An 18,575-nucleotide genomic window follows, 5' to 3' on the forward strand; every position below is an offset into this window, starting at 1 on the left:
TGAAAAAGGGTGCTCCCTCTCCCCTCGTGCTCCCCTCTCCCTTCCCAAAACCTTTGCTCCGGTCCCTGGACAATGCCGGGAGCGCCCCGGGCAGCCGTTGGCGTTGGTCTCCCGAAAGGTTTGGCGGGTGGAGGAGGCCGGACCCTTTCCTAAACAGGCTGCGGACAGGTTAAGCTGGCAGACATCGTCCCGATAAAAACGGCCGGCATCCTGCAAAGGATGCCGGCCGTTTTTAGGTGTTGCGATGCTGTGGACCCGGGCGCCATCAGGATGGCGGGGGACACGTCCCTCCCGGCGAAAGTGCGCTGGAGAGGGAGTTTGAGGGGGCTCCCCTCAAACCATGCCTGCCGCCGCAGGGCCCTTGCCTAGAATTCCAGGCTGCCGGGAGTGCGGGGGAAGGGGATGACGTCGCGGATATTGGTGATGCCGGTGAGCATCATCAGCAGGCGTTCGAAGCCCATGCCGAAACCGGCGTGGGGCACGCTGCCGAAGCGGCGCAGATCCAGATACCACCAGTAGTCCTCGGGCTTCTGGCCCATCTCGGCGATGCGGGCCAGCAGCTTGTCCAGGCGCTCTTCACGCTGGGAACCGCCGATGAGCTCGCCGATGCTGGGCACCAGCACGTCCATGGCCGCCACGGTCTCGCCGTCGTCATTGCCGCGCATGTAGAAGGCTTTGATCTCCTTGGGATAGTCATAGACGATGACGGGACGGCGGAAGTGTTCTTCGGCCAGGAAGCGCTCGTGCTCGGTCTGCAGGTCCACGCCGAAGGCCACGGGGAAGGTGAACTCCTTGCCGCTGTCTTCCAGGATGTGGATGGCTTCCCGGTAGGACACGCGGGCAAAGGGCTGGGCCAGCATGCCCTTCAGGCGGTCGATGAGGCCCTTGTCCACGAAGTTGTCGAAGAGTTTGAGGTCGCTCTCGCAGCGGGTCAGGGCATGGTCCACCACATGGCGGGTCAGGCCTTCGCCCAGCTCCATGATGTCTTCCAGTTCGGCAAAGGCCATCTCGGGCTCGATCATCCAGAACTCGGCGGCGTGGCGCGGGGTGTTGGAGTTCTCGGCGCGGAAGGTGGGGCCGAAGGTGTAGACGCGGCCCAGGCCCAGGGCCAGGGCTTCGGCTTCCAGCTGGCCGGACACGGTCAGGTTGGCCTGACGGCCGAAGAAGTCCTTGGAAAGATCCTTTTCACCGGCGGGCAGGGCGGTCACGCGGAACATCTCGCCCGCGCCCTCGCAGTCGGAACCGGTGAGGATGGGCGTATGCACCCAGGAAAAGTGCTGGCTGTGGAAGTAGTCATGCACGGCGCGCGCCGCTTCGGAGCGGATGCGGAAGGCCGCGCCGTACTTGTTGGTGCGCATGCGCAGGTGGGCGATGCCGCGCAGGAACTCGTCGGAGTGGCGCTTCTTCTGCAGGGGGAAGGATTCGGGATCGGCCAGGCCGAACACGCGGATGCTCTCGGCACGCACTTCCCACTTCTGTCCCTTGCCGGGGGAGGCCACCAGCTCGCCGGTGACGGCCACGGAAGCGCCGGTGTTGGCATCGCCCAGGCCTTCGTGGGCGGCGGTGCCCGCATCCACGATGCACTGCATGTTGGTCAGGCAGGAACCGTCGTTGATCTCCACGAAGCTGAAGTCCTTGGCATCGCGGCGGGTGCGGATCCAGCCGCAGACGGTGATCTGGCGCTGCGGGGCCTCGGAGGCCAGGGCATTGACGATAAGGGTGCGTTGCATGACGACTCCTTGTGTCGCAAAAAGGTAGAATGTGTATGGATAAGGCTCTTGCCGTATGTTCGGGACAGGGGACGCGGTCCTGTGAGCGGAACGCACCCCAACACGCTACTATAACGGCAAAGACGGCGCCCTTCAAGGCCGGGAGCCGGGGCGGCGCCGGGGGATGGAGCTTGGTTTTTGGGCGGGAACGTGCTTAGATGGAGGGATAGGACTGCCCTCCATCCCCGGCAGTCATGAAACAAGGAGACTCGGACATGAAAAAGATCGCCACGCTGGCCCTGTGCGTCCTGATGCTGGCCCTGACGGCCCCCGTGATCCAGGCGGCCACCCCCCAGGCCGGAGCGCCCAAGGCCGACAAGCCCGCCAAAGTCGATGCCCGCAGCACGCCCGTCTGGGTGGAGCTGGAAGGGACGGACAGCATCGGTGCCCGCCTGGGCATGCGCCTCAAGGAAGCCTTCAACGGCAGCAACCTCTTCAGCCTCACGGACAAGGACATGCCCAAGATGCGCCTGCTGGTGAGCACGCAGTCCGAATTCCCCGGCCGTCCGGGCGTGGGCTCCGTGTACTCCATCTGCTGGACCTTCACCCAGGGCGAAGGCTACCTGGGCTATCTGCTGGCCCGCGAAGTGGGCACCCTGACCTATGAGGAGATCGACACCCTGGTCAACCGGCTGGTGGAGCGCACCGACGGTCTCTCGGTCAAGTACAGCAACCTCTGGAAGTAGTTTTTTCTGGGAAAAGCTCGCTCTGCGCTGTTGAAAAAGCCGCTGTCCCCTTGGGGACGGCGGCTTTTTGCATGGCAGGACATGCACGCGGGAAGATGTGTTGACGAGGGGAAAGGAGGCCCTTTTGGCTGGCGCGACAAAAGGGCCTCCTTCCCCCTCGTGCTCCCCCTTCCTCCCCAAAACGCGCTCATGGCGTCCCGTGCTCCGCCAGGACGCGGATATCCGTCATGACGGGTGGTCGGGGGAGCTGCAAGCAGCCGTGCCGTCATGGGGCAGACCGGGACAGACGCAGGAAGCGGAGGGGAAAAAGGTCAGTTCCCCATGCGGGTGACGTGCAAGCGGGCGGCCAGGGCCTCCAGCACGCGGGCGGGCGTGACGTTGAAGCCCAGGGCCTCCTGCGCCTCGTTGAACCAGAAGCAGCACTGGACGCGCTTCTCGCGGGGCAGCAGGGCCAGGGCCGTGTCCAGGGGGCAAAGGGCGTCGTCATTGCCGGACATGACCCGGCTCATGGATTTCTGGCAGGCCAGCAGTATCTGCCCGGCCAGACGGGCGTCCAGGGCGTTGCGGGCGCCGGTGCGCTCGAACAGGCCGCGACCGCTGGTGATGAACAGGGCCAGGGCCTCTTCCCAGGGCTGGAGGGCCGGATCACGGGAGAGGCTGTCGGGCCAGGGCAGGGTCAGGCAGAGGGAGCGCGAGACCAGCGTGGGCAGGAGCTGTTCGCGCTGGGCGGCCAGCAGGACGAAGCAGGAGGAGGGCGAGGGTTCTTCCAGCGCCTTGAGCAGGGCATTGGCCGCATTGCTGCGGTTCTGTTCCACGCCCATGAGCAGCACCACGCGGCGGCCCTGGCCGTGGGGAGCGTCGCGCAGCTTTTGCTTGAGCTCGCGGATGTTGTCCATGTTCAGGGCGCGGATGGGGCCGGGATGGGCCTCGTCGTCGGCATTGCTGATGCGGCCGTCGTAGGCCAGCACGTCCAGATGCTCACCGGCATCGATCTGCATGCAGGTGGGGCAGATGAGGCAGGGCCCGCCCTCGCCGCCCGGCTGCTGGCAGTTGGCGCAGGCGGCCCAGTAACGGGCCGCGGCCAGGCGCTGGGGCTCGGTGCCGCCTTCCAGCAGCAGGACCTGCGGCGGGTTGGCGGCCAGGCGGTGGAGCACCTCGCGGATGCGGTCGAAGTCCGGCGTGCTGATGTCCTGGAAAAGCGGCATGGCGTCCCTCGCGGTGCGGGAGCGTGACGGTCACGCACATGGCAGGACTGCCCTGATGCGCCTCAGGCTCCACCAAAGATGGTTGGAAGGAAAAGGACCGGCCGGACAGGGCGGCATACGCCGCCGGCCGTCATGGTCCAAGCTCCCCCTGATAAAAGTTTTTGGAAAAGAGAGGGGGGAGCGCGAGGGGGGAGAGGGAGAACCTTTTTTCAAAAAGGTTTCCCTCTCCCCCCTCGCAGGATCTATCTCAAGCGCGAACGCTTAACGGACGATGGTCTGGGCGCGGTCGGCACCCACGGAGATGAAGGAGACGCGCACGCCGGTGAGCTCTTCGATGCGGGCGATGTAGGCGCGCACGTTGTCGGGCAGCTGCTCGACGCTGGTGCACTGGCTGATGTCGTCCTCGAAGCCGGGCATTTCTTCATAGATGGGCTTCACGCGGCCCAGGGCGCCTTCTTCCTGCGGGGGGTATTCCAGACGCTGGCCGTCCAGTTCGTAAGCCACGCAGATCTGCAGGGCGGGCAGGTTCTGGAGCACGTCCAGCTTGGTCAGGGCGATGTCGGTAAGGCCGCACAGGCGCACGGTCTCGCGCAGGATGACCACGTCCAGCCAGCCGCAGCGGCGCGGACGGCCGGTGGTAGCGCCGAACTCATGACCGTTGGTCTGGATGTAGCGGCCGGTGTCGTCTTCCAGCTCGGTGGGGAAGGGGCCGGAGCCCACGCGGGTGGTGTAGGCCTTGACGATGCCCACCACGCGCTCCAGGGCGGAGGGGCCCACACCGCTGCCGGCGGCGGCGGAGCTGGCCACGGTGCTGGAGGAGGTCACGAAGGGATAGGTGCCGTGGTCGATGTCCAGGTGGATGCCCTGGGCGCCTTCGAACAGGATGTCCTGACCGGCGGCCTGGGCCTTCTGGATCTCGGAGGAGGCGTCCTTCAGATAGGGCGTGATGCGCGGGGCGATGGCCAGCAGCTCTTCGCAGACCTGGTTCTCGTCCAGGGTGTCGTACTTGTAGAGCTCGCGCAGCAGGACGTTCTTTTCCAGCAGGGCGTGATGCACTTTTTCGCGCACCAGCTGCGGGTTGGTGAGGTCACCGGCACGCAGGCCCACGCGGGAAGCCTTGTCCTCATAGCAGGGGCCGATGCCGCGGCCGGTGGTGCCGATCTTCTTGCCGGCACGCTTGGCTTCGCGGGCATTGTCCAGGCTCTTGTGGTAGGGCATGATCAGGTGGGTCTTTTTGCTGATGCCCAGACGGCTGGGGGACACGTCGATGCCCTTGGCCGCCAGTTCGTCCACTTCCTTGAGGAAGACGAAGGGGTCCAGCACCACACCGTTGCCGATCAGGCAGTTTTTGTCCTCGTGCAGGATGCCCGAGGGGATCAGGTGCAGGATGGTCTCCTTGCCCTGGACCTTGATGGTGTGGCCGGCGTTGTTGCCGCCCTGGAAACGCACGATCAGCCCGCTCTGCGCGCTGAGCATGTCCACAATCTTTCCCTTGCCCTCGTCGCCCCACTGGGCGCCGATAATGACCGTATTTGCCATATATCCACCTGCACTGCCCGCATGGCGCGGGCCAAGGCTGAAGTTTTGTCGTCCACACGCGAAAACCCCGTAGCCTGACGACTAAGGGGAACAACGTTGGCCGCAATGCCTTAGTTTTTTCTAGCCGCTAACAGCGGACAAGTCAAATGCCGGGGCCGCCGGGGGAGAAAAATGGGTAAAATTTTATGAGATCCGCGTTCCGGCAGGGCCGGGGCCGCGAAAAAAGGGGGAAAGGGACATCCCTGCCGGGATGCTCCTTCCCCCCTTTCATGACGCTGCCGGAGCAGCGGGACCGTTATTGGTAGGCGCCTTCACGCGTGCACTTGGAGGCATCGAACAGGGTGCCTTCCATGCGGTACTGTTCGAAGATGTAGGCGTTCTCCTTGTGCTCGCTCCAGCGCGCGCCGCCGCAGGCATGGGTGAGGATGCGCGGCTTGGGCAGGGCGGCCGGGTCACGCATCTCGAACTCGTCGGAGGCACCCACGCCCTGCAGGGCCAGGGTGGGCACGTCGGCGCTGGACATGAAGGCATCGCTGATGCGCAGCTCGCCGCGCTGATGGGGTTCCTTGACCATCAGGAGGGCGTGGGGACGGCCGGGAGCGTAGGTCGCGGTCTGGAAGACGGTACCGTCGGGGTATTCCTTGCCGTCGTTGTAGGCACGCTGCACCATGGGGCTGTCGCTCTCGCCGTGGTCGGAGACCAGGATGATGCGCGTGTTGTCGTAGATGCCGGCTTCCTTGAGCTGGTCGAAGAAGATCATCAGATAACGCAGCAGGTGGCGTTCGGCGTAGTAGTGTTCGGGCAGCAGGCCGTCGACGAAGAAGAGCTGGCCCACGGTGGCCGGATAGGGGTCGGCCACGATCTCGGGCTGGCCGTCCTTGAGGTCGGGGGCGTAGTGCCACATGTAGTGGGACAGCATGGTGTAGAAGACCTTGGCCGTGCTGCGCGGGGCATCGGTGGTGATGCCCGAGGTGAAGGCGAAGCGGAAGAAGGCGTCGCCCGCGCGGCAGGCGTCCATGCTGGCCACCAGGATGCCGTCGCCGGCGTCATGCCAGTTGCCGTCGTCGTAGATCTTCTGCTTGATGATGTTGGGCGAGGCCTGGAACAGGCCCAGCATGGCGAAGAAGCTGCTGAAGTCCCGCAGGCTGGTGCCCTGGTGGTACTTGAGCTGGAAGTCGTCCTTGACCTGGGGCACGGTGGTGACGTTCTCCACCTTGCCGAGGTGACGCTCATAGAAGTCCTGGTTGAAGAACTCCAGGCCGTTGAGCATGCAGACATCGTAGCCGTGGGCCGCGAAGTTGCGGGGCATCACGGCAAAGGCGCTGTTGATGTTCTCTTCCAGGGTCACGTCGCGGCGGGCGTTGACGGCCGCCGGGCTGTAGGCGTGGCCGCCGTAGATGCTGGGCAGGCTCATGACCGTGGCGTCGGCCATGGAGATGGTGTCGGGGTACCAGACGAAGCCGTCCATGCCCTTGCGGAAGCCGTTGGTGAACCAGGGGTCGTCCAGCATCCGCTCGATATGGCCGCCGGTGAACATGTCCATGACGATGACGATGACGTTTTCGCCGTCCTTGGAATAGGACTGCATGTCAGCCACATAGGCGGGCGGGGTGAAGCTGGTCTTGGCCTGTTCGGGCTCTTCGGCGGTCAGGGCGTTCCAGGCCGTGAGGGCCACCAGGGAGAACACGGCGATGGAGAGCACGCGCGGCAGCTGCAGGCGCACCTTGGGGAAGGCGAACAGCAGGGCCGTCAGGCCCAGGGCCACCAGCACGGGCAGCAGGCCGTCCTTGAAGGTGCTCATGGGGCCGGTGAGGGCGGCCTCACGCAGGAAGCGGATGCCGTCCAGGGCGCCGAAGTGGCCGGGCAGCACGAAAAGGTTCACGAAGGCGAGGCTCAGGGCCCAGAAGGCCACGAAGGCCGGGATGGTCTTGGCCTTGGCCGGGAACCAGAGCCAGAGCACGAAGACCACGAAGAAGGTCAGCGAAAGGTAGCGCACCATGCCCAGCAGCACGTCCAGGGGACCGGCGGCGAAGAAGTTGGGGTCGCTGGCGTAGGACTGGAAGGGCACGTACAGGAAGATCAGGATGGCCAGACCGGCGCAGGACAGGCTGTAGACCGAGCGCATGGTGGCGGCCATGACGGTGTTCATGCCGCCCTGGGCAAAGCCGGGCTTGCGGAAACGGGGCAGGCGGATGGGCAGGCGCAGGTTCTGGAGCAGGAAGAAGACGTTGTTCATGGTCCAGAAGATGAGCAGGGCCGAGGCCGCGTTGTACAGCAGCGCCAGGAAGAAGAAGGCGATGATGATGGCCTGCAGGGTGTCCTTGCGCGTCAGGCCCGGGGTGGTCAGCGTGGCGATGATGTTGACCACGGTCATGACGATGGGCAGGGCGTTGACGCCCCAGAGCAGGCCGTCGGGCTGCGAAAGGTCGGGGATCATCAGGCAGGGCTGGCCCTGCAGCTGGGTGAGCCCCAGGATCATGTAGTACGCGCCGGTCAGGAAGGGGATCTGCAGGGCCACGCCGAAGGCCGAACGGACGGCCAGCAGCGGATGGTAGGCATAGCGCTTGTAGAGGTTGTTGATGCGGCGCTGGCGTTCGGCCCCCTTGGATTCCTTGCGGATGCGGGCCAGCTGCGGGGCCATGATCATCTGGAGTTTCTTTTCCCGGGCCTGGGTGCCCACGGCCAGACGTCCCAGGGGGATGAAGGCCACGGCGCTGATGCAGGACAGGACGAGGATGCTCAGGCCGTAGTTGTGGGTGAACTGGAGGCTGCCGAGATAGATGGCCCGGTAGATGATCTCGATGGGCAGGATGAATATTTCATACAGAAGCGACATGGCGTTTCCTTGAAAGCATATCCGGCAAGGGCCGTGCTATTTCGTTTTGGTGGCGGCAGCTTCGGCCGCGTGTTCGGCGTCCATGCGGGCCAGGGTGTCCACGGTCCACTGGGCGATGGCTTCACCGCTCCGGCCCCAGCAGGCCACGGATTCCTCGCGGAAGGCGGCGATGGCGGAGGAAGGCGTCTTGAGGGCGCGTTCCACCACGGGCACGATGTTGTTGAAGTCCTCGGGCGAGACCACTTCGCCCAGACGGGCGGCCACGGTGTCTTCCCAGATGACGCCCAGGTCCGCCACCTCGTAGAGTTCGGGGTTGCGCACGGGGATGTCCAGGGTGATGACGGGCTTCTCGTAAAGGAAGGCGAAGTCGAAGCGCACGCACGACTTGTCCGAGATCATGACGTCGGCCCGGCTCATGGAGGCGGTGGCATCCATCTCGGTATCGAAGCTGACGTTGGGGTAGTCGCGCAGCATCTCGTGGATGGTGTCCAGCATCTCGGTCTCCACCTTGAGGGACTGGGGATGCGGGCGCAGGATCACGTCATAGCCGGCCTTGGCCAGATCCAGCAGGAAGTTGGGGCCGCAGATGTTGAGGCAGCCCTTGTTGCCCCACGAGGGGGCCACCAGCACCACGGGCGGGGTGCTCCGGCCTTCCTTCTTGCGGGCTTTGGCGGCCAGCTCGTCCAGATAGGGCAGGCCCAGGGAGACGCATTCCTTGGGCGGCAGGCCGCGCAGCTCTTCCACCTTGCGGATGCTGGGCAGCATGAAGTCGCCCACCATCAGGACGGCGTCGTAATGGTCCAGGGAGCCTTTCTGGTACATGGCGATGTCGCCCACGCCGTGGCAGATATGGGCCAGGTTGGTCACGCGGCGCGGACGCGGCATGGGGAAGCCGGGCGTGCCGATGTTGGGCGTGGTGGAGAGCATGATGTCGGCGCGGCGACCGGCGGCGCGGGCAAAGGCCGCGGAACCCGTGCCGATGTAGCGCGAGTTCATGAGGTCGTTCTCGATGGTCAGGGCCGGGTCTTCCACATCCATGGTGATGTAGGAGAAGGGCACGCCGCGGCGCAGGAAGGCGTCGATGACGGGCTTGAAGGTGTAATAGTAGCTGCGGCCTTCGGAGAACATGAGGATGCGCTCGTGGTGCAGCTGCTTTTCGGGACGGCGCTCACCCTTGGCCCTGCCCATGATGGCGTAGACGATGTTCTTGACGAAATAGAGCACCGTACCCACCAGGCTGATGGCCAGGTAGACCAGCACGTTGCCCGTGCCGGGGTCGAGGTAGGCGTAGGAGGGCGCGGGGAACAGGGCTTCCAGCACCAGCCAGAGCCCCAGATAGGCGCCCACGGAAATCAGAAAACCGCGCTTCATGCCAGTTGTTCTCCGCGTTGCAGCAGTTTCAGGTTGCGGTCCATTTCCGCGATGCGGCCACGACCGTAGTCGATGCACTCGCGGTAGAAGCCCCACAGGCCCCAGATGTAATCCACGATGATCATGGCCTTGAGCAGGCGGGTGCGGTCCGCGCCGCTGGCTTCGATAAAGGCGTCCAGCAGGGGGCCGGAAAGACGGGTCTCGGTGACGAAGCTGGCGTAGTCCCAGTAGGGCGAGCAGAAGCAGGCGTACTCGAAGTCGATGAGCTTGATGTCGTCGCCCTTGCGCAGAATGTTCTCCAGCACGAAGTCGCGATGGCAGAAGCGCTTCTCGTCGCTGTCCATCTCGCGGGCGAAATCGTAGAACAGGCTGCGCTCATGGTCGGCCAGCAGGTTGACGCCGCTCTGGCGTTCGTAGAGCTTGACCTCGGAAAGCACGGAGAGCACGGCGCTGGGGCCGTACTTTTCGCGGAAGCCTTCGGGCATGCGGATGTCATGCAGGCGGCGCATGATGTCCACCACCCCGCGCACCTCGAACCGGTCCAGGGTGTCGTGGTTCAGGATGCGGTAGCCTTCCAGAAAGTCCGTGGTCTTGATGCCGCCCGCGTAGAAGTGGCACTCGGGCGTGATGTCCAGATCCTTCACCATCTCCAGCATGGCCGCTTCCACGCTGCGGTCGATGATCTGGTCGGTGCCCTGGCCGGGGATGCGCAGCACAAGGCCCTTGCCGTCCAGCTGGATGTGATAGGTGTCGTTGGTCAGGCCCTTGAGCTTTTCGGCCATCTGGGTCTCGGAGCACTGGTCGGCCAGTTCGTCGGGCGTCAGCAGGCCCAGGGAAAGGGCGTCGCTCAGGCTGTCGATCTCGCAGAGCAGCATCTTCACCCGCGTGGCGTAGACGGGCACGCGGTCCAGGATGCGGATGACGGAGTCTTCCCAGTAGTCGTCCGGGCCGCTCCTGTCCAGTTCCTCGCGGATGAGGGCCGCGGCCTCCTCGGTCCAGTAGGAGACGCCGGACATGCAGTAGCCCGAGGGCGAATCCTTGCGCACGGAGACCACGCGGTCGTCGGCATCGGTGATCAGCTCCCATTCATGGCCCTGCTGGGTCTGCTGGCAGATGAACTGCGAGACCCCGGGACGCACCAGGGGCACCACCGGACGGCGGATGTAGGTGTCACCGTCGATGACCAGGCTGTCGCCCAGGCGGTGGGCCACCAGCTGGAGGGAGGAATAGTTGTTGGCCGTGGCATACTGCGCCGAGATGATGAGCTGGACGCCGTATTTGTCCACAAGATAGTTGAAGCATTCGTGCTTGTAACCGACCACCAGGGCGATGTCGGTGACGCCGTCGGCATGGAGCTGGCGGATGGTACGTTCCACCAGCGGATATCCGCCGATGTTGAGCAGGGGCTTGGGCTTCAGATAGGTGAAGGGGCGCAGACGCGTCCCGAAGCCGGCACAAAGAATGTTGGCACGCATGGGAACCACTCCTGTGCGTTGTGCAGGGATGTGACGGACATCCCCGATGCTGGTGAGGGGGACTGCGCTTGCGCAGGAAAACCTTATCCCCCGGGGTTCGCGATCCCGGATGCCGTATCCGGGGTGCGGAGGTTTCTCACGACACGCAAAAAAAGGCAAGGGCTGTCTGGCGGTTGTCGCCGGACGGGGCAGGCCGGGAGGTGCGGAAGACGGCCCGGCCCATGCTGTACAAGGCGAAGCGTTAGTTTTTTGTGAGCGGGATGCAGCGCGGGAAGGGCCCGGCTCAGTCGTCCTTGCGGGAGGGGGCCGTATCTCCCGGCGCGGGGCGGAACGAAAGGACGCGGCAGCGGTGCGGCGCGGGAGCTTCCGCCTGGCCCTGCATCAGGTCGAAGTCGGGGGCCAGGGGCTGGGCCGCGGGGGCGGGGCCGTCTTCATGCGGCTGGGCCTGCTGTGCCCAATAATAGTTGAACAGCTGGTTCTTGTAGCGTTTGGCCTGGATCATGGAAAAGACCAGGACGGCCTCTTCCCAGCGCTGGGTCGGTTCGAAACGGCTGGCGATGGTGGCGTACTTGCTCCACAGCGACATGAGCGACGCCTCGTCGAGGGCGTCCAGCTGGCGGGCAAGGCGGGTGAGCAGTTTTTCCATGGTTTCCTCCGGCAGAAGCGCGTATATCGCGCCGTCGTTATGGCCCATTTGCGGGCCTGCGTCAAATCCGGCGCCCCTCCGGGCCGGGAAGGCGCCTGCCGGCGGGCCTTTCTCCCCCCGGGGGACGCACTGGTGGAGAGGGGCGTTTTGTGCTACACCATTGCCGCGCCGCGAAGCGCTTTCACCTTTTTTGCTAGGCATACCTGGAGGCATCATGACGACCGACCTGAAGGCCATGTACAAGAAAGTCCACAAGGACGCTTTTCCCGAGACCATGACCATTTTGCTGGGTGACGAAAAGCTTGTGTACCACAAGCGCGTCTGGACCCTGGACAACGAGGAAAAAGGTCTGCGCTACGGCGAAAACCCCGACCAGCCCGCTGCCCTGTATGAACTGCGTGAAGGTGGCATCACCTGCGGCGGCCTGCGCTGGCGTGGCCCCGGTCAGGGCATCGTGTCGGCCATGACCGAAGCCCAGATGATCCAGGCCGGCAAGCATCCCGGCAAGACCAACCTCACCGACGTGGACAACGGTGCCAACATCCTGCAGTACCTCAGCGAGCGTCCCGCGGCCATCATCCTCAAGCACAACAACCCCTGCGGCGCTGCCTGGGACGACGGCGGCGTGGCCGCTGCCCTGGACAAGGCCTTCTGGTGCGACCGCATCGCCGCTTTCGGCGGCGCGGTGGTGGTCAACCGTCCCTTCACCCGCGAGGCCGCCGAGATGGTGGCCGCCAGCTACTTCGAAGTGGTGGCCGCTCCTGCCTATGAAGAAGGCGCCGTGGAGATCCTCAAGGGCCGCAAGAACCTGCGCATCATGGAACTGCCCGGCCTGGGCCGCCTGGACGAACTGACGCAGTCCGCCTTCCTGGACATCAAGAGCCTGGCCGACGGCGGCATCGTGGTGCAGAAATCTTTCGTGAACCGCATCCTCACCGATGCCGACTTCCTGCCCGCCGAAGCCACGGACAAGAACGGCGTCACCGTCACCGCCCGCAAGCCCAACGCCCAGGAAATGGCCGACCTGCGCTTTGCCTGGGCCGTGGAAGCCGGCGTGACCTCCAACTCGGTCATCTTTGCCCGCAACGGCGCCACCGTGGCCATCGGCACCGGTGAACAGGACCGCGTGGGCTGCGTGGAACTGGCCATCCACAAGGCCTACACCAAGTACGCCGATACCCTGGCCTTCCGCGAGCACAACCTCTCCTTCTACGAGCTCAAGCAGAAGGCCGCCACCGACGCCGCCCTCAAAGCCGCTCTGGACGACATCCAGGCCCGTACCCAGGAAGCCCGCGGCGGTCTGCCCGGCACGGTGCTGATCTCCGACGGCTTCTTCCCCTTCCGTGACGGCGTGGACGCCGCCATGGCCCAGGGCGTCACCGCCATCGGCCAGCCCGGCGGCTCCATGCGTGACACCGAAGTCATCGCGGCCTGCAACGAAGCCAGCCCGCAGGTGGCCATGGTCTTCACCGGTCAGCGTTCCTTCAAGCACTAGTCTCCCGCAGGGCACGACACCGGCCGGTGTCGTGCCCTTTTTTCATACCCGCGGCCCTGCCGCCTTCCCGTCAGCCAAGGATGCCCGCCGTGTCTTCCCATCCCCGCACGCCCCGCGCAGGGGCCTCGTCCGCCCGTATCTGCATCTCCGCCCTGTCCGGGGGCGGCGGCAAGACCCTGCTCTCGCTGGGCCTGGCGCGGGCCTTTTCCCGGCAGGGGCTGGCCGTCCAGCCCTTCAAGAAAGGCCCGGACTATATCGACGCGGCCTGGCTCTCGCTGGCGGCCGGACGGCAGGCCAGCAATCTGGACCCCTATTTCCTGTCCCCCGCGCGTCTGCGGGCCCTGTTCCGTCATGTGATGGGGCGCAGCGGGGCCCGGCTGGCCCTGCTGGAAGGCAACCGCGGCCTTTTTGACGGCATGGACGTGCGCGGCTCCTGCGCCACGGCCGAACTGGCCCGCACGCTGGACTGCCCGGTGCTGCTCAGTCTGGATTGTACCAAGATGACCCGCACGGCCGCTGCCCTGGTGGCCGGGGTACGGAATTTCGAGCCCGGCCTGCGTCTGGCGGGCGTGGTGCTCAATCAGGTGGCCTCGGCCCGGCATGAAGGCATTTTGCGTGAGGCCATCACCACCTACACGGACGTGCCCGTGCTGGGGGCCATTCCCCGCCTGCGCGAGAACCCCCTGCCGGAACGGCACATGGGGCTCGCCTCGCTGTGCGGTGACGATCTGAGCCCGCAGGCCCAAGAGATATTGGAAAAACTGGCCGATGTGGTGCGCGACCATGTGGATATGGACCGCGTGTTGTCCATCGCCGACGACCTGCCCGCTCTGCCCGAAGAGCCGGATTTCTGGGACGAGACCGCCTGGGCCGGGGAGGGCGCTGTGGCCTCTTCCGGCGAAGGGCAGCCTGTGGTCTGCTCCGAGGCTCCGGCCCCCGCTGCCGGGGCTGGGACGTCCCCCCGGGCGGATGCCCCGCGCATCGGCTATGTGCGCGACCGGGCCCTGTGGTTCTATTATGAGGAGAACCTCGAAGCCCTGCGCCGGGCCGGTGCGGAGCTGGTACGCCTTTCCCTGCTGGATGACGCGGCGTGGCCGGAGCTGGACGGCCTGTATCTGGGCGGCGGTTTCCCCGAAGACTGGGCCCGGGAGCTGTCCGCTTCGCCGCATCTGGCCCGGCTGGGTACACTGGCCGCCAGGGGCTTGCCCATCTACGCCGAATGCGGCGGCTTCATGGTCCTGGCTTCGGCTCTGGAGCGCGACGGACAGCGCTGGCCCATGAGCGGCATCTTTCCCGTGGAGACCCGCTTCTGCCCCAAGCCGCAGGGCCTGGGCTATGTGCGGGCCGACGTGGTGTTGCCCAATCCCTATTTTCCCCAGGGCTCTGTCCTGCGCGGACATGAGTTCCACTACTCCCTCTGCCACGAGCCTGCCGCCGTCAGCGGCCGTCTGGATCATGCCCTGCGCCTGCGCAAGGGCACGGGCATGGGCCGCGATGCCGAGGGCCACGGCCGGGATGGTCTGGTGAGCGGCCGGGTCTGGGCCGCCTATTGTCATATCTTTGCCCCGGCAGTGCCCGGATGGGCCCCCCGTTTCGTGGAGCTGGCCCGTTGCTACCGCCAGGAACGGATGGGAGGATAGCATTTTTATGAGGGGGGAGAGGGACACCTTTTTGGAAAAAGGTTCTCCCTCTCCCCCCTCATGCTCCCCCCTTTCCCTTCCAAAAACTTTTATCAGGAGGCGTCGCAGGATATGGCGGGCCTGCTGACAGTGCTATGGCGGGTACGATCAACGGATAGCGGCCTGTCTGGTGTTGATGAGATGGAAAAGGCAGCGTTCCCGGAATATTGGCTCCGGGAACGCTGCCTTTTTTGCTGTGGGGGAACGGAGGATGCGGGAAGGGAGCGGTGACCGGAGGCAGCCCGAAGGGCCTGCCCATGGTTGATGCAGGCCTCTTGTGGGGCCCGGCAGCAGAGATATGGGGCTCCCCCCAGTGTGTCCTGTGCGTTCCTAAAAACGGTTCAGGATGAGCTTGTCCAGGGCCAGCTTGGGCACATAGTGCACCTGTTCGGCGTCACGCCAGTAGCCCAGGGCGCCGCTTTCGGGTACGTCGGCCACGCGGCGCACTTCCTTGGCCACGCCAAGGCCCAGGACCAGCGTGGGGCGCAGCTCGTCGGGAAGCTGGACCAGCTCGCTCACGCCGCTATGGTCGAACGAGGCGATCATGCAGCAGCCCCAGTCACGGCTGGAGGCCGCCAGCTGGATGGTCTGGGCCGCGATGCCGGTATCCAGCCAGACCAGGTCGCCCGCGTTCTTGGGCATGCTCATGACGATGAAGCCCGTGGGGCGCTCACCGGGGAAGGGCCCCCCCCAGTCCTTGAGGGCCGCCGCCCATTTGGTCATGCCGAACAGACGCCGGCAGGTCTCGCCGGGACCCACGAGGCTGTAGCGCAGTTGCTGGGCGTTACGGGCGCAGGGGGTCAGGCGGGCGCAGTCTACCAGCCATTCCAGATCCGCCATCTGCAGCGGACGCTCTTCTTCGAAACGGCGGCAGGTACGGGCCGCCAGTGCCAGTTGCTTGAAATCCATATGGGCTCCGCAGGTGAGAAGGGATCGCCGGGATCGCCCGGCGGGGAGGAGAAAAAAATAGCACCTGCCGGAGCACGCGTCTACCGTGGGCAGAGCGGCTGCGGCGAAGCGGAAGGCATGGTCGGGATACGATGTGGCGACACGGCCGGGAAATGCTGGCGGCAGGGCGAACAGACCGGCAGTCACGCAAACGGGGCCGCGGAAGTTGCCTGCGCTGGGCCGTAGGGGAGCCATCGTGCCGTCCGCAGCTCTCGGGCACGGCGCCATGCAGAGCCTGGGCGTATGGCCTGTGGGCGGTCAAAGATAAGAAAGGGGAGACGCCTGTGGGCATCCCCCCTGAAAAATCATGGCGGCCTGGCCTAGCGGTGCTGGCTCGTGTGATCGAAGGCCAGGGCGTAGAGATGGTGGAAAAAGTCCACATACTCCACATGCACATGGTCCGGGGTCTTGATGCGCGCCGGGGCGAAATTGAGGATGGAGGTGATGCCCGCATCCATCAGGTGCTGGGCCGCACGCTGGGCGCGTTCGGGCGGCGTGGTGATGATGCCGATCTCGATGTTCTGCTCGGCCACCATGGCCTTGAGGTCCTTGGTGCAGTGCACTTCCAGACCGTGGACGATCTCACCGATCTTGAAGGGGTCGCAGTCGAAGATGCCCACGATGTTGAAGCCGCGGGCGCGGAATTCACCGTGGTTCAGGATGGCTTTGCCCAGGTTGCCGACGCCCACGAGCGCCATGCGCCATTCGCGGTCGACCCCCAGGGAGGAGGTGATGGCCGCAATAAGGGAGGTTATGTGATAGCCCACGCCGCGGATGCCGAATTCGCCGAAGTAAGCCAGGTCCTTGCGGACCTGGGAGCCGTTGACCCCGCAGGCTTCGGCCAGGGGGTTGGAGGAGATGACTTCAACGCCGTCGCGCGCAAAATTTTCCAGCACCTGCACATAGGTGGCCAGGCGCTGGATCGTGGCGCGGGGGATGTGTTTGCTTTTGGGTTCCGTGGGCATAATCAATACCTGCTCAAGCTTGTGATGCTTTTGTGAAATTTAGTCTTTTCAATTTACTGGAAAAAAAAAGAATCCGCAAGCACCGGAAATACAACCTTTATTCCTTGCATGCCCGGGCTGGCGAAATGATATGCCAATATAATCAGTCTGCTGGCGGTGTGAATGGGGGAAAAGGAAAAAAGTTGGATTTTAGAAAATATTTTTAAAAGTTTAGGGACATCCTTTCAGCACCCGGGGTTGAGGCCGGTCCGCAGAAAAAAAGACATTTTGTTACATTATGAAATAATTCCGTGAAGGGGCGAACAACCACGGCCTGCGCAGGATCAAAAAAAAGGGGGGACCGAAGTCCCCCCGTTGCAGCATTACTGCCTGGACGGCCTACGCATAGGGGTTGGCGTACAGCAGGATGAAGCTGATAACCAAGGCGTAAATGGCCAGGGATTCGATGAAGGCGAAGGCCAGGATCATGGTACCGGTCACTTTGCCGCTCACGTCAGGGTTGCGGGCGATACCTTCGCAGGCGCCCTTCAGGCCCAGACCCATACCGATACCGCAACCGAAAGCGGCGATGCCGATGCCGAGAGCGGCGGCCAGGCAGGTGTAACCCAGGGAAGCGGAATCAAGCTGGTTGGCGGCGAAAGCCATGGAAGCCATACCCAGCAGGGCCACGGTGTTCAGGGCGATCATCAGAAGTTTGCGCATGTGACACTCCTTCAACAGTTTGTATAAGTTGGGTCGTTTCCGACCATTCCCCACATATTCGGGGCTGCCGCAAGGGCAGCGGGCTGATTAATGTTCCGGGGCCTCGATGGCGCCCTTGATGTAGAACATGGTCAGCATGAAGAACACAAAGGCCTGCATGGTCTTGCCCAGCAGGAACAGGGCGTAGATCGGGATGGTGCCCAGGATGGGAGCCATGATGAAGAAGAGCACCATAACGATTTCTTCACCGCGGATGTTACCGAAAAGACGGAGAGACAGAGAGACGGGACGCGACAGGTGCGACACGATCTCCAGGGGGAACATCAGCGGGATGAGGAACTTGGAGGGCCCGGTGAAGTGGTGCACGTAGTGCGCCTTCCAGCGGATGATGCCCAGGGCGTTGTAGAACACGAGCACGAACAGGGCCATGCTCACGGTGGTGTTCAGGTTGGCCGTGGGGGCGTCGAAGCCGGGGATCAGGCCCAGCAGGTTCATGCCGAAAATGTAGATGAACATACCGGCCAGCAGCGGCACGAAACGGCGGCCGGCCTCGCCCATCGTGTTGCAGATGAAGTTCTCGATGGTGTCGATGAGAGCTTCAAAGAAGTTCTGCATGCCTCCGGGCACCAGGGTCAGGCGACGGCGCACGAGATAGGCCACCACGAAGAGCACGGCCATACAGACCCAGGAGTAGAAGACATGTTTGAATTCCACCACCTGTCCGCCGATCGTGATCTGGTCCATGTTGCAGAACGTGGAGAGTAATACCGGATGCGGCAAACCACCAGCCATGAGACATGCCTCCTGCTCGGTTAAGGTGAAAAATCCGGCGCTAGCGCTTTCCGGCCGCGCGGCTTGCCCACGCGTAGGTAATGAGCGCCAATGCCGTGGCGGCGGCCAACCCTCCCAGCAGGGCCGTCAGCGGCGCCCCGCACACTGCAAGGGCCACATAGGTCACCACGGCCAGTACGGCCAGTCTGCCTCCCCAGCGCAAGAGCACCACGCGCAGGAACGCCGTACTGTATTCACCAAGGGGCTGCCGCAAGAAAAAGCGGGCCAATCCCCAAAAAGTCCAAGTAATCATTGCCGCGCCCACGCCAAACCAGAACAGGCCGGGCATGTGCGCATAACCGACGCCGCCCATCCCAAGGCAAATGCCGGTAAACAAAATCAAATTCCGCACCAGCGGCAGAATGACCGGATGACTTATACCCCGACGCCAGAGCCAGTTGTCAATATCTTTCAGCAAGGGTCCCAAC

15 protein-coding genes are annotated in these 18,575 nt (G+C 64.3%); 3 read left to right on the forward strand and 12 right to left on the reverse strand.

The genetic code is table 11. The features are described from left to right. Window positions 1–365: 365 nt before the first annotated feature. On the reverse strand, window positions 366–1,730 hold the full coding sequence (gene asnS / locus Q4I12_RS05100) for an asparagine--tRNA ligase (RefSeq protein ID WP_302260840.1): 1,365 nt from the start codon (window positions 1,728–1,730) through the stop codon (window positions 366–368). A gap of 254 nt (window positions 1,731–1,984) precedes the next feature. Here asnS and Q4I12_RS05105 point away from each other — a divergent pair, with 254 nt between their 5' ends. Beyond that, window positions 1,985–2,455, forward strand: a complete 471-nt coding sequence (locus tag Q4I12_RS05105) for a hypothetical protein (protein WP_302260841.1) — start codon at window positions 1,985–1,987, stop codon at window positions 2,453–2,455. 311 nt (window positions 2,456–2,766) lie between these two features. On the opposite strand, the gene Q4I12_RS05110 is transcribed toward Q4I12_RS05105, so the two are convergent. From Q4I12_RS05110 to Q4I12_RS05135, 6 genes are all read right to left on the reverse strand, one after another. Continuing rightward, window positions 2,767–3,660, reverse strand: a complete 894-nt coding sequence (locus Q4I12_RS05110; RefSeq protein ID WP_302260842.1) for a DNA polymerase III delta subunit-related protein — start codon at window positions 3,658–3,660, stop codon at window positions 2,767–2,769. Window positions 3,661–3,921: 261 nt separating this feature from the next. Continuing rightward, window positions 3,922–5,199, reverse strand: a complete 1,278-nt coding sequence (locus tag Q4I12_RS05115; protein WP_302260843.1) for an adenylosuccinate synthase — start codon at window positions 5,197–5,199, stop codon at window positions 3,922–3,924. A 295-nt stretch (window positions 5,200–5,494) separates the two neighbouring features. Further along, complete coding sequence (locus tag Q4I12_RS05120; RefSeq protein ID WP_302260844.1) at window positions 5,495–8,035, reverse strand: YidC/Oxa1 family membrane protein insertase; 2,541 nt, start codon at window positions 8,033–8,035, stop codon at window positions 5,495–5,497. A 36-nt stretch (window positions 8,036–8,071) separates the two neighbouring features. Then, window positions 8,072–9,406 (reverse strand): CDP-glycerol glycerophosphotransferase family protein, encoded by a 1,335-nt coding sequence (locus Q4I12_RS05125; RefSeq protein ID WP_204625672.1) that lies wholly within the window; start codon window positions 9,404–9,406, stop codon window positions 8,072–8,074. After that, window positions 9,403–10,881 (reverse strand): phosphotransferase, encoded by a 1,479-nt coding sequence (locus Q4I12_RS05130; protein ID WP_168934777.1) that lies wholly within the window; start codon window positions 10,879–10,881, stop codon window positions 9,403–9,405. The genes Q4I12_RS05125 and Q4I12_RS05130 overlap by 4 nt, the downstream gene beginning before the upstream one ends. A gap of 283 nt (window positions 10,882–11,164) precedes the next feature. Continuing rightward, a complete protein-coding gene (locus Q4I12_RS05135) occupies window positions 11,165–11,527 on the reverse strand; it encodes a hypothetical protein (protein ID WP_204625674.1) in 363 nt (120 codons plus the stop codon). Between the two features lie 214 nt (window positions 11,528–11,741). Between Q4I12_RS05135 and Q4I12_RS05140 the strand changes: the two genes are divergently transcribed. Both Q4I12_RS05140 and Q4I12_RS05145 read left to right on the forward strand, forming a co-directional pair. Continuing rightward, window positions 11,742–13,022: an IMP cyclohydrolase gene (locus Q4I12_RS05140; protein ID WP_278337909.1), complete on the forward strand. Its 1,281-nt coding sequence runs from the start codon at window positions 11,742–11,744 to the stop codon at window positions 13,020–13,022. An 80-nt stretch (window positions 13,023–13,102) separates the two neighbouring features. After that, a complete protein-coding gene (locus Q4I12_RS05145) occupies window positions 13,103–14,662 on the forward strand; it encodes a cobyrinic acid a,c-diamide synthase CobB (protein ID WP_437438851.1) in 1,560 nt (519 codons plus the stop codon). 369 nt (window positions 14,663–15,031) lie between these two features. On the opposite strand, the gene Q4I12_RS05150 is transcribed toward Q4I12_RS05145, so the two are convergent. From Q4I12_RS05150 to Q4I12_RS05170, 5 genes are all read right to left on the reverse strand, one after another. Continuing rightward, complete coding sequence (locus Q4I12_RS05150; RefSeq protein ID WP_297139165.1) at window positions 15,032–15,610, reverse strand: nitroreductase family protein; 579 nt, start codon at window positions 15,608–15,610, stop codon at window positions 15,032–15,034. A 359-nt stretch (window positions 15,611–15,969) separates the two neighbouring features. Beyond that, complete coding sequence (locus Q4I12_RS05155; RefSeq protein WP_072336188.1) at window positions 15,970–16,614, reverse strand: redox-sensing transcriptional repressor Rex; 645 nt, start codon at window positions 16,612–16,614, stop codon at window positions 15,970–15,972. Between the two features lie 378 nt (window positions 16,615–16,992). After that, complete coding sequence (atpE, locus tag Q4I12_RS05160) at window positions 16,993–17,316, reverse strand: ATP synthase F0 subunit C (RefSeq protein WP_006007371.1); 324 nt, start codon at window positions 17,314–17,316, stop codon at window positions 16,993–16,995. Between the two features lie 87 nt (window positions 17,317–17,403). Continuing rightward, a complete protein-coding gene (gene atpB, locus Q4I12_RS05165; RefSeq protein WP_040369730.1) occupies window positions 17,404–18,108 on the reverse strand; it encodes a F0F1 ATP synthase subunit A in 705 nt (234 codons plus the stop codon). Between the two features lie 40 nt (window positions 18,109–18,148). Then, a complete protein-coding gene (locus Q4I12_RS05170) occupies window positions 18,149–18,565 on the reverse strand; it encodes a hypothetical protein (protein WP_239463801.1) in 417 nt (138 codons plus the stop codon). Window positions 18,566–18,575 lie beyond the last annotated feature (10 nt).

The organism is Desulfovibrio piger, from assembly GCF_951793255.1.
Classification (GTDB): domain Bacteria; phylum Desulfobacterota; class Desulfovibrionia; order Desulfovibrionales; family Desulfovibrionaceae; genus Desulfovibrio.

Bases quoted from the DNA above. Each gene is read 5' to 3' on its own strand.
- asnS (WP_302260840.1), bottom strand. From the start codon at position 1,730: ATGCAACGCACCCTTATCGTCAATGCCCTGGCCTCCGAGGCCCCGCAG.
- Q4I12_RS05105 (WP_302260841.1), top strand. From the start codon at position 1,985: ATGAAAAAGATCGCCACGCTGGCCCTGTGCGTCCTGATGCTGGCCCTG.
- Q4I12_RS05110 (WP_302260842.1), bottom strand. From the start codon at position 3,660: ATGCCGCTTTTCCAGGACATCAGCACGCCGGACTTCGACCGCATCCGC.
- Q4I12_RS05115 (WP_302260843.1), bottom strand. From the start codon at position 5,199: ATGGCAAATACGGTCATTATCGGCGCCCAGTGGGGCGACGAGGGCAAG.
- Q4I12_RS05120 (WP_302260844.1), bottom strand. From the start codon at position 8,035: ATGTCGCTTCTGTATGAAATATTCATCCTGCCCATCGAGATCATCTAC.
- Q4I12_RS05125 (WP_204625672.1), bottom strand. From the start codon at position 9,406: ATGAAGCGCGGTTTTCTGATTTCCGTGGGCGCCTATCTGGGGCTCTGG.
- Q4I12_RS05130 (WP_168934777.1), bottom strand. From the start codon at position 10,881: ATGCGTGCCAACATTCTTTGTGCCGGCTTCGGGACGCGTCTGCGCCCC.
- Q4I12_RS05135 (WP_204625674.1), bottom strand. From the start codon at position 11,527: ATGGAAAAACTGCTCACCCGCCTTGCCCGCCAGCTGGACGCCCTCGAC.
- Q4I12_RS05140 (WP_278337909.1), top strand. From the start codon at position 11,742: ATGACGACCGACCTGAAGGCCATGTACAAGAAAGTCCACAAGGACGCT.
- Q4I12_RS05145 (WP_437438851.1), top strand. From the start codon at position 13,103: ATGCCCGCCGTGTCTTCCCATCCCCGCACGCCCCGCGCAGGGGCCTCG.
- Q4I12_RS05150 (WP_297139165.1), bottom strand. From the start codon at position 15,610: ATGGATTTCAAGCAACTGGCACTGGCGGCCCGTACCTGCCGCCGTTTC.
- Q4I12_RS05155 (WP_072336188.1), bottom strand. From the start codon at position 16,614: ATGCCCACGGAACCCAAAAGCAAACACATCCCCCGCGCCACGATCCAG.
- atpE (WP_006007371.1), bottom strand. From the start codon at position 17,316: ATGCGCAAACTTCTGATGATCGCCCTGAACACCGTGGCCCTGCTGGGT.
- atpB (WP_040369730.1), bottom strand. From the start codon at position 18,108: ATGGCTGGTGGTTTGCCGCATCCGGTATTACTCTCCACGTTCTGCAAC.